Source organism: Comamonas avium (genome assembly GCF_014836675.1).
GTDB classification, from domain to species: domain Bacteria; phylum Pseudomonadota; class Gammaproteobacteria; order Burkholderiales; family Burkholderiaceae_C; genus Comamonas; species Comamonas avium.
This window is the reverse complement of the sequence record NZ_JACSQK010000004.1, coordinates 179,890-192,503: the sequence shown is the minus strand read 5'-3', so window position 1 is coordinate 192,503 and position 12,614 is coordinate 179,890. Positions and strand designations below refer to the sequence as shown.

The 12,614-nt window shown below is 59.8% G+C and carries 13 protein-coding genes; 7 read left to right on the top strand and 6 right to left on the bottom strand.

Translation table 11 applies throughout. The features are described from left to right. Positions 1-10: 10 nt before the first annotated feature. Positions 11-868, bottom strand: coding sequence for a 3-deoxy-8-phosphooctulonate synthase (gene kdsA, locus H9646_RS08620; RefSeq protein ID WP_191722957.1), 858 nt, complete (start codon positions 866-868; stop codon positions 11-13). Positions 869-1,017: 149 nt separating this feature from the next. Then, complete coding sequence (locus H9646_RS08615) at positions 1,018-2,679, bottom strand: CTP synthase (RefSeq protein WP_191722956.1); 1,662 nt, start codon at positions 2,677-2,679, stop codon at positions 1,018-1,020. A gap of 320 nt (positions 2,680-2,999) precedes the next feature. Between H9646_RS08615 and coaBC the strand changes: the two genes are divergently transcribed. Genes coaBC through dut form a run of 3 tightly spaced genes read left to right on the top strand, consistent with a single transcriptional unit; the run spans position 3,000 to position 5,282 of the window. Next, a complete protein-coding gene (coaBC, locus tag H9646_RS08610; protein WP_191722955.1) occupies positions 3,000-4,229 on the top strand; it encodes a bifunctional phosphopantothenoylcysteine decarboxylase/phosphopantothenate--cysteine ligase CoaBC in 1,230 nt (409 codons plus the stop codon). A gap of 35 nt (positions 4,230-4,264) precedes the next feature. After that, positions 4,265-4,801, top strand: a complete 537-nt coding sequence (locus H9646_RS08605; protein WP_191722954.1) for a hypothetical protein — start codon at positions 4,265-4,267, stop codon at positions 4,799-4,801. Positions 4,802-4,832: 31 nt separating this feature from the next. Continuing rightward, the gene (gene dut / locus H9646_RS08600; RefSeq protein ID WP_191722953.1) at positions 4,833-5,282 is read left to right on the top strand and encodes a dUTP diphosphatase; all 450 of its coding nucleotides are present in this window, start codon (positions 4,833-4,835) and stop codon (positions 5,280-5,282) included. 175 nt (positions 5,283-5,457) lie between these two features. Here the strand turns inward: dut and H9646_RS08595 are convergent, their stop codons facing one another. From H9646_RS08595 to H9646_RS08585, 3 genes are read right to left on the bottom strand one after another with little or no spacing between them, the layout of a single operon-like run. Further along, complete coding sequence (locus tag H9646_RS08595) at positions 5,458-6,897, bottom strand: sensor histidine kinase (protein ID WP_287914781.1); 1,440 nt, start codon at positions 6,895-6,897, stop codon at positions 5,458-5,460. Next, positions 6,894-7,565 (bottom strand): response regulator transcription factor, encoded by a 672-nt coding sequence (locus H9646_RS08590; RefSeq protein WP_191722952.1) that lies wholly within the window; start codon positions 7,563-7,565, stop codon positions 6,894-6,896. The genes H9646_RS08595 and H9646_RS08590 overlap by 4 nt, the downstream gene beginning before the upstream one ends. Beyond that, positions 7,565-7,930, bottom strand: coding sequence for a PepSY domain-containing protein (locus H9646_RS08585; RefSeq protein ID WP_191722951.1), 366 nt, complete (start codon positions 7,928-7,930; stop codon positions 7,565-7,567). The genes H9646_RS08590 and H9646_RS08585 overlap by 1 nt, the downstream gene beginning before the upstream one ends. 55 nt (positions 7,931-7,985) lie before the next feature. On the opposite strand from H9646_RS08585, the gene H9646_RS08580 reads away from it, so the two are divergent. Beyond that, positions 7,986-8,444, top strand: coding sequence for a PepSY domain-containing protein (locus H9646_RS08580; protein WP_225214071.1), 459 nt, complete (start codon positions 7,986-7,988; stop codon positions 8,442-8,444). Between the two features lie 71 nt (positions 8,445-8,515). After that, positions 8,516-9,886: a ferredoxin reductase family protein gene (locus H9646_RS08575; RefSeq protein WP_191722950.1), complete on the top strand. Its 1,371-nt coding sequence runs from the start codon at positions 8,516-8,518 to the stop codon at positions 9,884-9,886. 161 nt (positions 9,887-10,047) lie between these two features. Here H9646_RS08575 and H9646_RS08570 read toward each other — a convergent pair whose 3' ends face one another. Then, a complete protein-coding gene (locus H9646_RS08570; protein WP_191723259.1) occupies positions 10,048-10,572 on the bottom strand; it encodes an FKBP-type peptidyl-prolyl cis-trans isomerase in 525 nt (174 codons plus the stop codon). A 254-nt stretch (positions 10,573-10,826) separates the two neighbouring features. Here H9646_RS08570 and H9646_RS08565 point away from each other — a divergent pair, with 254 nt between their 5' ends. Both H9646_RS08565 and H9646_RS08560 read left to right on the top strand, forming a co-directional pair. Beyond that, positions 10,827-11,954 (top strand): cupin domain-containing protein, encoded by a 1,128-nt coding sequence (locus tag H9646_RS08565; protein ID WP_191722949.1) that lies wholly within the window; start codon positions 10,827-10,829, stop codon positions 11,952-11,954. Positions 11,955-12,138: 184 nt separating this feature from the next. Further along, the gene (locus H9646_RS08560) at positions 12,139-12,450 is read left to right on the top strand and encodes a hypothetical protein (RefSeq protein ID WP_191722948.1); all 312 of its coding nucleotides are present in this window, start codon (positions 12,139-12,141) and stop codon (positions 12,448-12,450) included. The last annotated feature ends 164 nt before the right edge of the window (positions 12,451-12,614 follow it).

Sequence of the window (12,614 nt, the reverse complement as noted above, 5' to 3'; positions counted from 1 at the left end):
TTACGCAAACTTAGGCTGAAAAACTGTTTTCAAGGAAACCGTTGCGCTTGGTCACATCGTCCAGCGCCACCAGAGTTTCCAGCAAGGTCTTCATGTGCTTGAGGGGCACGGCATTGGGGCCGTCACTCAGTGCATTGCAGGGATCGGGGTGGGTTTCCATGAACAGTCCACCCACGCCCACGGCCACAGCCGCACGCGAGAGCACGGGCACCATCTCGCGCATGCCGCCACTGCTGGTGCCGTTGCCGCCGGGCAACTGCACGCTGTGCGTGGCATCAAACACTACGGGGGCACCGGTCTCGCGCATGATGGCCAGCGAGCGCATGTCGCTGACCAGGTTGTTGTAGCCAAAGCTGACACCGCGCTCGCAGGCGGTAAAGCTGTCTTCGGGCAGGCCCACTTCCTTGGCGGCAGCGCGTGCCTTGTCGATGACATTTTTCATGTCATGCGGTGCCAGGAACTGGCCTTTCTTGATATTTACCGGCTTGCCCGACTGGGCCACAGCGCGGATGAAATCCGTCTGGCGGCACAGGAAGGCGGGCGTTTGCAGCATGTCCACGATGGAGGCCACGTAAGGCACTTCTTCCACGGTGTGCACGTCGGTCAGGATGGGCACGTTCAGCTCTTTGCGCACCTTGGCCAAAATCTCCAGGCCCTTTTCCATGCCGGGGCCGCGAAAGCTGGTGCCCGAGGAGCGGTTGGCCTTGTCAAAGCTGCTTTTGAAGATGAAGTTGATGCCCAGCTCGGAAGTGATTTCCTTGAGCTGGCCGGCCACGTCCATCTGCAGTTGTTCAGACTCGACCACACAGGGGCCAGCAATCAAGAAAAAGCGCTTGTCCAGACCGATGTCAAAGCCGCAGAGTTTCATGGTGTTCCTTCATTGCATGCGCGCATGCTTCAAAAACTGAAGCTGCTAGCGTTGATTTTTTAAAGACTTGCACATCCATCTGATGCTGTTGTCTTTATTTTTCAAGCGCTGGCAGCTCCTTTTTCTGGCTTGTTTCGATAAACGAAAAATTAAGCCTTCTTGCCCGATTTTTTCTGGCCGTCCATGGCCGCCTTGATAAAGGCGTTGAACAGAGGGTGGCCATTCCAGGGTGTGGACTTGAACTCGGGGTGAAATTGCACACCGATGAACCAAGGGTGCACCTTGGCGGGCAGCTCGACAATTTCAGTCAGCTGCTCACGCTGTGTCAGCGCAGAGATCACCAGACCTGCTTCGCGCAGCTTGTCCAGATACTGCACATTGGCTTCGTAGCGGTGGCGGTGGCGCTCAGTGACCACGTCGCCGTAGATGCTGTGGGCCAGTGTGCCGGGCTGTACGTCTGAAGACTGCGCACCCAGGCGCATGGTGCCGCCCAGGTCAGAGTTTTCGTCACGGGTCTTGATGGTGCCGTCCTCGTCCTTCCACTCGTTGATCAAGGCGATCACGGGGTTGGGGGTGTGGGGGTCAAACTCGGTGGAGTTGGCGCCCTTGAGGCCAGCCATGTGGCGTGCGTACTCGATGGTTGCAACCTGCATGCCCAGACAGATACCCAGATAGGGCACCTTGTTTTCGCGGGCAAACTTGGCAGTCGAGATCTTGCCTTCCACGCCGCGCGAACCAAAACCGCCGGGCACCAAGATAGCGTCGTACTTGGACAGCTCTTGCTTGGCGTTGTCGTCGGTGATGGTTTCAGAGTCGATGTGGGTGATCTTGACGCGGGTGTGGTTGCGCAGACCAGCGTGTTTCAAGGCTTCGTTGACCGATTTGTAGGCGTCCGACAGCTCCACGTATTTGCCCACCATGGCCACGTTGACTTCGCCCTCGGGGTGCTCGGTTTCGTAGACCAGATCGTCCCAGCGCTTGAGGTTGGCAGGAGCCGTGTTCAGGCGCAGCTTGTCGCAGATCAGGCCGTCCAGACCTTGCTCGTGCAGCATGCGGGGCACCTTGTAGATAGTGTCCACATCCCACATGGAAATCACGCCCCACTCTTGCACGTTGGTGAAGAGCGAAATTTTCTCGCGCTCTTCAGCAGGCACTGCGTACTGGGCGCGGCACAGCAGTGCATCGGGCTGGATACCGATTTCGCGCATCTTTTGCACAGTGTGCTGTGTGGGCTTGGTCTTGAGCTCGCCTGCCGCAGCAATGAACGGCAGGTAGCTCAGGTGTACGAAGGCGGCGTTGTTCTGGCCCAGTTTCAGTGCCAGCTGGCGCACGGCTTCCAGGAACGGCAGCGATTCAATGTCACCGACAGTACCGCCGATTTCGCAAATGGCCACGTCCACAGCGTCATCGGTGCCGATACCTGCGCCACGCTTGACGTATTCCTGAATTTCGTTGGTGATGTGGGGGATGACCTGCACGGTCTTGCCCAGATAGTCGCCGCGACGTTCCTTCTCCAGCACGGTCTGGTAGATGCGACCTGTGGTGAAGTTGTTGGACTGCTTCATGCGCGTTTCAATGAAACGCTCGTAGTGGCCCAGGTCCAGATCGGTCTCGGCGCCGTCGTCCGTCACGAACACTTCACCGTGCTGGAAGGGAGACATCGTGCCGGGGTCCACGTTGATGTACGGGTCCAGCTTGATGAGGGTAACCTTAAGGCCGCGCGATTCGAGCAGCGCAGCAAGGGAGGCAGAGGCGATTCCCTTGCCCAGGGAAGACACCACACCGCCTGTGACGAAGACGAATTTGGTCATCTTATTTGCTTGGTGGTGGGAGAGGCGGCCTTGTTCATTGCTGAATCTGACCACACCCTAAGAGCTGAACTTTCGACTTTCATCGCATCTGGCTCAAACACAACACCGTTCTCAGGTAGTTTGAATCCGAGATTGTAAGTCCTAGTCCTTACCCCCCGTAAAGACGAAGCTTTTGGGCGCCCAACTTTGTTGCTGCCGGCCCTGAAGTTCGGCAGCGATGGCTGCCCGTGTCGCCATCTGGCCTGGCAAGCGGGCTGTGCAACCAGGGGTAGTGCGGTCATAAGCGCCGCTGGCCCGTGTCCCTCTGCTACATTCGCGCCATGCAAGAACTCGCTGGCAAACACATCGTTTTGGGCCTCTCAGGAGGCGTCGCTTGTTATAAGACGGCACATTTGTGCCGTCTGCTGACCAAGGCAGGGGCCACTGTGCAAGTGGTGATGACGGAGGCTGCCGAGCAGTTCATCACCCCGGTCACCATGCAGGCCCTGTCGGGCCGCACGGTCTATACCTCGCAATGGGATGCGCGCGAGGGCAACAACATGCCCCACATCAACCTCAGCCGCGAGGCCGATGCCATTGTCATTGCCCCGTGCAGTGCCGATTTTGTGGCCAAACTGGCTCAGGGCCGTGCCGATGAGTTGCTCAGCCTGATGTGTGTGGCTCGCCCCATTGACCGTGTGCCCTTGCTGCTGGCCCCGGCCATGAACCGCGAAATGTGGGCTCACCCCGCCACGCAGCGTAATTTCTCGCAGGCTAGCGCCGACGGTGCCCATGTGCTGGGCGTTGGCGTGGGCGATCAAGCCTGTGGCGAGACTGGCGATGGCCGCATGCTGGAGCCCGAAGAGCTGCTGGAAGATATTGCCGCCTTTTTTGCCCCCAAAGTACTGGCTGGGCAAAGCGTGCTGATCACTGCAGGCCCCACATTTGAAGCGATTGACCCGGTGCGCGGCATTACCAATCTGTCGAGCGGCAAGATGGGTTTTGCCATTGCATCAGCGGCCAGGGCTGCAGGTGCTAACGTTACCTTGGTGGCTGGCCCCGTGCACTTGGCGACACCGCGTGGTGTGCGGCGTATCAACGTACAGTCGGCCGAGCAAATGCTGCAGGCTGTGCAAAGCCAGATAGAGCACGCCAGCATTTTTATCGCCACGGCCGCTGTGGCCGACTGGCGCCCTGCCAGTTCGGCGGACGAGAAGATCAAAAAAGACGGCTCTGGCGATGTGCCTGCGCTGGCCTTTGTAGAAAACCCCGATATCCTTGCCACGGTGGCCAAGCTGCCACGTGCGCAAAATGGTGAGCTGTATTGCGTGGGCTTTGCTGCAGAAAGCCATGATTTGCTCCAGCACGCCACCGTCAAGCGTGTGCGCAAGGGGGTGCCGCTGCTGGTGGGTAATATCGGCCCCGCCACTTTTGGGCAGGATGATAATGCGCTGCTGCTGGTAGACGCCAATGGCTACCGCGAGTTGCCACGCGCCAGCAAGGCGCACCTGGGCCGCCAGCTGGTGACCGAGCTGGCCCGCCGTTTGCCCGGTGCGCAAACCAAAGCGTGAACGACACCAATATCTAGAAAGAAAAGAGGGCAGGGATGGCTTTTGCACCGGCGAATCACACACCCAACAAATCGCGCTTGTTTTCGGCACGCAAGCCCAATTACAAAGACTTCAGCGGCCCACCCAATGGCGACTATGCGCGTTATGTGGACGAGCTGATGGCATGGACTGCGCAGGAGCAGGAAACCCAGCGCCTCAAGAACGTGAGCGACAAGGCGCGCGTGTCAGACAGTACCTGGGGCCGGGGGCACGACAAGAGCAGCATCGTGAATCAACCGATGGCCCAGCCTGGCAGTGTGGACAGCGCGGTAGATCGCTTCAAGCGCAAAGCCCAGGCACAAGCGGCGAAGCTGCAGCAGCAGGCGCAGAAAAAAACATCGGGTACGCAGCAGCCTGCGGCGGAGAACAAGCCATTTGGCAAAGTCAAAGGCTTTAAGCTGCTGGCCGTCTTTGCAGGCTTTGTGCTGACCAGTATTGTGGCACCCAGCCTGACGCCTTTGGTGCTTTTGGCGTGGGTGGTGTACAGCGTGATCAGTGCTGTGCGCACGGCTTCTCGTTCAGGCAAATCCTGAAGCGTTCATTTGCCCATTACCATCGCTGCCCATGCAAGTAGATATCAAAATTTTGGATGCGCGCCTGCGCCAGAACATGCCCGCCTACGCCACCCCAGGCAGCGCAGGGCTGGATTTGCGCGCCTGCATTGACGCGCCAGTGACGCTGGAGCCCGGCCAGTGGCAGCTGGTTCCCACCGGCATGGCCATGTACCTCAAAGACCCCGGCTATGCCGCCATGATCCTGCCCCGCTCGGGCATGGGCCACAAGCACGGCATCGTGCTGGGTAACCTGGTGGGCCTGATTGACTCTGACTACCAGGGGCAGTTGATGGTGAGTGCGTGGAACCGTTCGCCCACAGCTTTCACGCTGCAGCCCATGGACCGCCTGGCCCAGCTGGTGATCGTGCCGGTGGTGCAGCCATCGTTCAATCTGGTCGATGAGTTTGAAGCAGCTTCTGAGCGCGGCGAAGGCGGCTACGGATCGACGGGCAAGCAGTAATTTGTCACTTTAGTCACGCTCTCACGCTCCATGCGTGACAGCACACAGCCTGCCGCATCTGCACGGTGCCGCAGGCTGTTGTTTTTATAGCTGGTAGCGCTTATAGGTAAAGGATTTCAGCATTATTTGATGCGAAATTGCTTGTGTATAAAGCGCTGACAGCTCACTTTTAAAATCACGTGGGCTCTGGTGCATTCGCCTCTTGCACAGTATCGTCCAGCGCAGCGGGCAGGCACAGCCGCATGCGCAGCCCGCCCAGCGGCGAGGCATCTGCCGAAACCGTTCCGCTGTAGGTATGCGCCAGTTCGCGCACGATGTCCAGGCCCAGCCCTGCGCCAGGGCGCTGCTCATCGAGCCGCTGGCCGCGCGCAAAAATCTGCTGGCGCTGGTCGGCAGGGATACCGGGGCCATCGTCATCCACGGTAAAGCACAGTTGCACACCGTCGCGCTCAACATGCAGCTGCACGCGGCTGCGCGCCCATTTGCCGGCGTTGTCCAGCAGGTTGCCCAGCATTTCGAACAGGTCTTGTGCTTCACCGCGAAAAGCCAGATCGCTGGCGTTGCCCGTTTGTTCAAATTGCACATCGCGTGCCGCATGCAACCGCTGCATGGTGCGAAGCAGGGCTTGCACAGGGCCTTGCACGGGTGTGCGCAAACCTGTGGCGCGAATGGCAGCGGCTGCTCGCGCACGGGCCAGGTGGTAGTCCACCTGGCGCTGGGCGGTGGCCACTTGTTCTTGCACCAGTTGCGCAAGCGGGCTGTTTTCCTGTGCGGCAGCGTTGCCCAGAATGCTCAGCGGGGTGTGCACGGCATGGGCCAGATTGCCAGCCTGGGTGCGGGCGCGCTGCACGATGTCGGCGTTGGCCCCCAGCACGTGGTTGAACTCGTTGATGAGGGGTTGCAGCTCATCGGGAAACTGGCCGTCCAGTTGCGTGGCTGCGCCGGTGCGCACGGCAGTCAGGCGCTGGCGCAACACATCCAGCGGGCGCAGTGCCAGCTGCAGTTGCACCGCTACGGCCAGCAGCAAGCCTGCTGCCAAGCTGCCCAGTGCGGCCAGCAGCATGGTGGTAAAGCGCTGTATGGGCTCGGCCACCAATGCCTGGTCGGCGGCCACAGTCAGACGCAGCAAGGGGGCTTGGGCCTCGGGCAATTGCACCGGGCGGCTGACAGCCAGCAGCTCATGGTGCTGCGGATCTTGCAGATGCAGCACGGCGTAACCGCTGCGTGAGGTGCCGGGAAAGGCGGTATCTGCAGGCAGCGGCAAGACCTGGTCCCACAGTGAGCGTGAGCGCACTGCGCCCAGCTGGGCTGGGCCGTCTGGGGGCAGCACATCCACTTGCCAGTACAGGCCGGACAGCGGGGTGTTCCAGCGTGCGTCACCAGTCAGGGGCTGAACCTCCAGCCGGTTGCTGGCATCGAAGTTGACGGCTGCGCTGAGCTGATTCAGCTGTCCCACCAGCTGATCTTGCAGTTGCTGGTTGACGTGTTCCTGAAACAGACCTCGCAGCCCCCAGCCGGCCACCACAATGGCTACGGCAATCCAGACGAAGGTGCCCAGCAGCAGCCGCCTGCGCAGAGAGCCGTGGCGCAGGGACAAAGAGGCGGGCAGTCTCACTGGACTCCTCCAGCGGGGTGCAGGCGGTAGCCCAGCCCGCGTACAGTTTCAATGCTGCCGGGGGGCAGTTTCTTGCGCAGGCGGCCCACAAAGACCTCGATGGTGTTGGAGTCTCGCTCGCTGTCGTGCGGGTACAGGTGCTCGGACAGCTCGGTGCGCGAGAGCACTTCTCCGGCGCGCTGCATGAGCAGGGACAAGATCTTGAATTCGTGGCTGGTCAGTGCCAGTGGCAAGCCATCGACTGAGGCGGTGGCCTGACGTGTGTCCAGCACGATACTGCCGCATTGCCACAGTGCACTGCTGTGCGGGGACAGCCTTCGCAGCAATGCCCGCAGCCGGGCCAGCAGCTCTTCCATGTGAAAAGGCTTGGCCAGATAGTCGTCGGCACCGGCGTCCATGCCTGAGACTTTTTCATGCCAGGCGCTGCGCGCCGTCAAAATCAGTACGGGCATCTGGCGCCCCTGCGCACGCCAGTGGCGCAGCACGCTCAGCCCATCGACCACTGGCAGGCCCAGGTCGAGCACCACGGCGTCAAAATCTTCAACTTCCCCCAGATAGCGCGCAGTGGCGCCGTCAGCGGCGGTTTCTACGGTGTGCCCTGCAGCTTCAATCGCCTGCATCAGCTGGGCCTGCAAAGTGGGTTCGTCTTCAACTACGAGGATGCGCATCAGTCCTGTCCTTTGCGACGTGCTTTAAGGATGCGTCCGTCAACGGCGTCGATCTTGAGCTTGGTCAGCTGGCCATTGGCCTGCAGCAGGCGCATTTCGTAGATGAAGCGGCCATCCTCGTGTTCAAACTCCACCTTGACGACCTGGCCCTGGTACTGACGCTCCACCTGGTCCAGCACGGTGCGCAGTGGCAGCACCTTGCCCTGCTGCAATGCCTGACGCGCCAGCTCATGGTCGCTTTCATCAGAGTGCGCGGCAGGGAACCCCAGCACAGCGCCAGCCCACAGGGCACTGCCCAGCGTGAGGCTGCCCAGCACAGCCAGCAGGCGGGTGCGAGTCCTTGAAAGTGCGCGTTGAGCAGCCATGGCACAGGCTCCTGAAAGAGGTAGACATCGTTGTTTTATACCGGGATGCAGATGAATGGAACATGAACATTCGCTTCAGCTTGGGTTCACCGAGGGTTTTGAACAATGCATTCAGACCAGCGCGGTGCTGGTCATCAACACCATCAGCAAGGAGCTCATCACCATGAAAATGCACCAACCTCTGACATCACGCTGGGTTCGCCGTATGGCAGCAGCGTCATTGCTGGCTGGCCTGGCTACAGGCGCTATGGCCCAGTCTACGGCGCCCAGCGCACCGGTGGCTACCCCGCCAACGTCCATGTCCGCTGCCACAGCGCATGCAGTGCAGGTGCCGCAGTTGACGATCCGGGATGTCTATGACCGCCTTGAGGCAGCAGGCTATCGGGATCTGCGTGAGATTGAGTGGTCGGATGGCCGCTATGAGGTCAAGGCCCGCAATGCCCAGGGTGCGCGTGTGAAGCTTGAAATAGACGGCAATACGGGCGCAGTGCTGCGCAACCGCATCAAGCATTGACCCCCAGGAAGCAGGGCCAGCCAGTTCAGGGCTGGCGCTGCTGTTTCGTACAAAAGCAATAAGGAGGATGTATGCGAGTGCCTGTCGCGTTGGGAATCTGGGGGCTGCTGCTGACCCTTGCATGGGTGGCTGTGGCGGGCCCTTTTGCAGAGGTGACCAGCAGCACGGAGCCTGCATTGTGGTGGCAGTTGCGCCAGCACGCGCTGTACCTCAGTGGTGTCTGGAGCATTGGCATGATGTCACTGGTCATGGTGCTGTCGCTGCGCCGTCCGTGGATGGAGCGCCCACTGGGAGGAATGGATCAGGTCTATCGCCTGCATAAGTGGGCAGGTATTGCGGCAGCCGTGGCGGCTGTACTGCACTGGGGCGCCAAGGAGTCCAGTGGCTGGATCAAAGATATCTGGGGGACTGCCGCACGGCCAGCGCGGGATGCCGTTTTGAGCTGGGCCGTAGATTGGCGTGGAGTTGCCAAAGATTTCGGTGAATGGGCGTTTTACGCACTGCTGGTGCTGGTCATACTGACGCTGTGGCAGCGGCTGCTGCCTTACAAGCCCTGGCGGCGTGTGCACCGCGTGATGCCTGTGTTGTATGTGCTGCTGGCATTTCACTCTTTGGCTTTGATGCCGCTGTCGTTGTGGCAGCTCCCTATGGGGGCCTTGATGGCCGTGCTGCTGACGCTGGGCACTGCGGCTGCGCTGTGGTCGCTGGCCGGGCGCATCGGTAAAGGGGGGAACAGCCATAAGGCGCAGGTGCACGCTGTACAGCTTCTGGGAGCCGAAGCTGGGCAGGACCCGCTGGAGGTGCTGTGTGCCATGCCTGCGAGCTGGAAAGGGCACCATCCAGGTCAGTTTGTGTTTGCCAGTTTTGACGGGCTGGAGGGGCCGCACCCGTTCACCATTGCCAGCGCGCCCGGCAGTTGTGGAGCAGCCCCGGATGGACGAGCGCTGCTGCGGCTGGTCATCAAACCTTTGGGCGATTACACGCGTGCTCTGCATGCGGCTTTGCAGCCGGGGCAGCAGGTGCGTATTGAAGGTCCGTATGGTCAATTTGATGGACAGGGCGCTTGTGCCCGTGCACAGATATGGGTGGCTGGCGGGGTAGGCATCACGCCTTTTTTAGCGCTGCTGGAGGCACGCCAGAAAGGTGTGATCAAACCGGAAAACTTGCAGCCAGCCCATTTGCACTATTGCACGCGCAACGCGGCGCAAGACCCGCTGCTGGCGCGGCTGCAGTCTCTGTGCGCCAGCGCACAGCCCGCCGTGACACTGCAGGTGCATGACGCGGCGCAAGGCCAGTATCTGCGGCCGGCACATCTGCTGGAGCATGGCGCAGCGCTGGATATCTGGGTGTGCGGCCCCGCAGGACTCGGGCAGGTCATACACCGGCAGGCGCGCCAGCAGCGTGGCTGGCATGTCCATCAAGAGGCGTTTCAGATGCGCTGAGTGCTGATGACCTGGCGTGGATTGCGCGTGCTGCACGGCTATTGCCGGTGCCCGCGCGCAATCGGCTGGACTTTACAGGTGTGGTGTGGGTGCCGTGGCATCAAAAAAGCCCACCTTCAGGTGGGCTTGGCGTGGTGTGCGCCGGTGTGCGCAGCCTGTATTTAATGCAGCAGGTTGCTGCCAGGTGCCTGGGGCTGAATGCGGAAAAATCCAGTACCCGCACTGCCGCGGCCAATTTCATCTTCCGTGGCTTCGCGCACGGCTTCAACCTTGATCTCGATGCGCAAGGCGATGCCCGCCAGGGGGTGATTGCCGTCCAGCACCACGTGTTCCGGGTAGATATCGGTCACGGTGTACAGCGCGTCCTTGGGGGCTTCGGGGTTGCAGCCTTGGGGCAGGGCACTGCCTTCAAAGGTCATGCCTTCTTCCAGTTCGGCGGGGAACAGCTTGCGGGGTTCCAGAAAAATCAATTTGTCGATGTAGTCGCCAAATGCATCCTCAGGTTCCAGGTGCAGTTGCAGCGTATCGCCCACCACGTGGCCTTGCAGCGCTTCTTCAATCCGCTTGAGCAGGTCGTCGCCGCCAACCAGGAAGTCCACCGGCTCTTCCAGCACATCCAGTTCATCGCCCAGAGTGTCTTTGAGGGTCCAGGTCAGTGCGACCACGCATTGTTCGGTGATTTCCATATCCATACCTTGTGATGAGTGGTCAGCCAGCAGTGGCGCAGGCTGCCAAAAAAGCCCCAAATTGTACTGGCGCACCGCCAGCCGCATGTAGTGCATGGCGATAGCATCGGCCTGATTCAAGCACTGGCATTGCGTCGGCGCAAACAGTGCGGCTGCGCTCCATAGGAAAATAGCACCATTCATCGCCAGTGCTGCTGGCGATTTCTTTATGTTGGCACCGGGTGTTGGCCTGTGCCCCACAACAGACAAAGCATATGGACACCAAAGCTCCTCTGACGCTGCTGGGCGGCATCTCGCCCGAGAAATTCATGCGCACCTACTGGCACAAGAAACCCCTCTTGATTCGCCAGGCCATCCCGGGCTTCAAGCCATTTTTGAACCGCGCCCAGCTGCTGGCCATGGCGGGTGAAGAAGGCGTGGAGGCACGCCTGATTGAACAGCTGGGTGGTGGTGAGTGGAAGCTGTCGCATGGCCCCTTCTCGCGCCGCTCGCTGCCTTCTTTGAGCAAGCCAGGCTGGACAGCGCTGGTGCAAGGTGTTGATTTGCACAATGAACAAGCGCATGAGCTGCTGCAGCAGTTCCGCTTTGTTCCCGATGCGCGCATGGACGATCTGATGATCAGCTTCGCCACCGACCAAGGTGGCGTAGGTCCGCACTTTGATAACTACGACGTATTTTTGCTGCAAGCCCACGGCAAGCGCCGCTGGCGCATTGGTCGTCAGAAAGACTTCACGCTGCAGCAAGGCGTGCCGCTGAAGATCTTGACCAACTTCGAGCCTGAAGAAGAGTTTGTGCTGGAGCCCGGCGACATGCTGTACCTGCCACCCAAGTGGGCGCACGACGGCATTGCACAAGGCGAGTGCATGACGTACTCGATTGGCTTTCGCTCGCCCAAGCAAGATGAGATGGCGCGCGAGATTTTCCTGCGCATGTCCGATGCACCCGATGAATGCCCTAAAGATGTGGTCTACAAGGACCCCAAGCAGGCAGCGGTGAGCAATCCTGGCGAAATTCCTGTGCAGATGTATGAGTTTGCGCGGCAAGCACTGGCCAAGGCTCTGGCAGAGCCTTTGGCGCTGGAGCGTGCGCTGGGCGAGTACATGAGCGACCCCAAGCAGAACGTCTGGTTTGAGCCTGCCCAAGACTTTGCGCTGCTCGAGGGTGTGCGTCTGAATCGCCGCACCCGCATGCTGTATGACGAAAAGCACATCTTTATCAACGGCGAGAGCTATCTGGCTGCTGGCAAGGATGCCAAGCTGATGCAAAAGCTGGCCGATGAGCGCCAGCTCTCGCACCGCGAGGTGCAGCAATTGAGTGATGACGCGCTGGAGCTGCTTTCTTCCTGGGTCGATGCGGGCTGGGCAGACAGCGTGGCCAAGTAATTGTCTTTTTGTTACAAATTTAGTCGCGAAACCCTGTAAACCAAATTTGTAACTGCCCCGTTAGACAAAGGAATCCCGCAATCAGCGTCCATTGAATACAGTGTGGCGGTGTTGCGGGAGGTAGGAATCGCTGCATCAACTAATGCGCAGCCTCAACCCATTTTTCACCCTTCGAGGTATTGATATGAAAAAAGCTCTGATCTTGGCTACCGTGATTGCTTCTGCTGCTTTGGTCGCTTGCGGCAAAAAGGAAGAAGCTCCTGTTGCTCCCGCAGCACCTGCTGTAGAAGCTCCAGCTCCTGCTGCTGAAGTGGCTCCTGCTGCTGAAGCTCCTGCTGTGGAAAAGATTGAGCAAGCTGCTGACGCTGCTCAAACACAAGTTGAAAACGCTGTGGACGCTGCCAAGGCTGAAGCTGACAAGGCTGTTGAAGCTGCTAAGGCTGAAGCTGACAAGGCTGCTGAAGCTGCCAAGTCTGCTATCGAAGCTGCCAAGTAATTGGCCCAGCAGCAACCTCTGCCCAGTGCAGGGGTTGAAATGCTTAAAACCCGCTGTGTGCATGCACAGCGGGTTTTTCTTTGCCTGATTCTTAAGAGGCCATGAGCTTTGAGCTTTGAGCTTTGAGCTTTGAGCTTTGAGCTTTGAGCTTTGAGCTTTGAGCT